We start from the raw sequence: 591 nt of genomic DNA, 5'->3' as shown, positions 1-591 counted from the left end.
GTGGAGATCGCACGCAAGGTGGGACGCACCCCGGCCCAGGTGGCGCTGCGCTGGCACGTGCAGTCGAGCATCGTGGCAATCCCCAAGTCCTCGAACACCGAGCGCATGGCGGAGAACATCGACGTGTTCGAGTGGGAACTCACGGACGAGCAGATGGAACGGGTGCGCATGCTGCACACCGGCATCAGCGGTTCGGGGTTCGACCCCTCCGTGCACGAGGAGATGTGATCAGCCCCACCGGGTGAGCTCAGTCGGTCCCGCGCGCCTGTTCCCGCAGGATGTCGCGGGACCGATTCACGTCGTCGCGCATCTGGGACACGAGCGCGTCGATCCCCCGGTAGGCCACCATCCCGCGCAGGCGTTCCACGAATTCGACCACCACGGTCTGCCCGTAGAGGTCGAAGTCCTCCACGGCCTCGTCCGGGCGGTCGATCACGTGGGCCTCGACCTGGCGGTTCACACCGTCGAACGTGGGATTCGACCCCACGGAGATCGCCGTGGGCCAGCGGGTGCCGTCCTGGTCCACGAGCCAGCCCGCGTAGACCCCGTCCGCCGGGATGAACCCCGTGGCCTCGGGTGCCAGGTTGGCCG

At 68.2% G+C, this 591-nt stretch carries 2 protein-coding genes; one reads left to right on the top strand and one right to left on the bottom strand.

Annotation, left to right across the window (positions count from 1 at the left end):
- The coding region (locus tag RF644_RS18760; protein WP_368797664.1) for an aldo/keto reductase at positions 1 to 228 on the top strand (228 nt) is incomplete at its 5' end.
- 19 nt (positions 229 to 247) lie between these two features.
- Here RF644_RS18760 and RF644_RS18755 read toward each other — a convergent pair.
- Positions 248 to 591, bottom strand: a 344-nt coding sequence (locus RF644_RS18755; protein ID WP_368797663.1) for a riboflavin kinase, incomplete at its 5' end; no start/stop codon positions are given.

It is taken from the genome of Kocuria sp. CPCC 205258 (assembly GCF_040981005.1).
Classification (GTDB): Bacteria; Actinomycetota; Actinomycetes; order Actinomycetales; family Micrococcaceae; genus Kocuria; species Kocuria rosea.
Note: the sequence above shows the minus strand (reverse complement) of the source record. Positions and strands in the feature narration are given on the sequence as shown.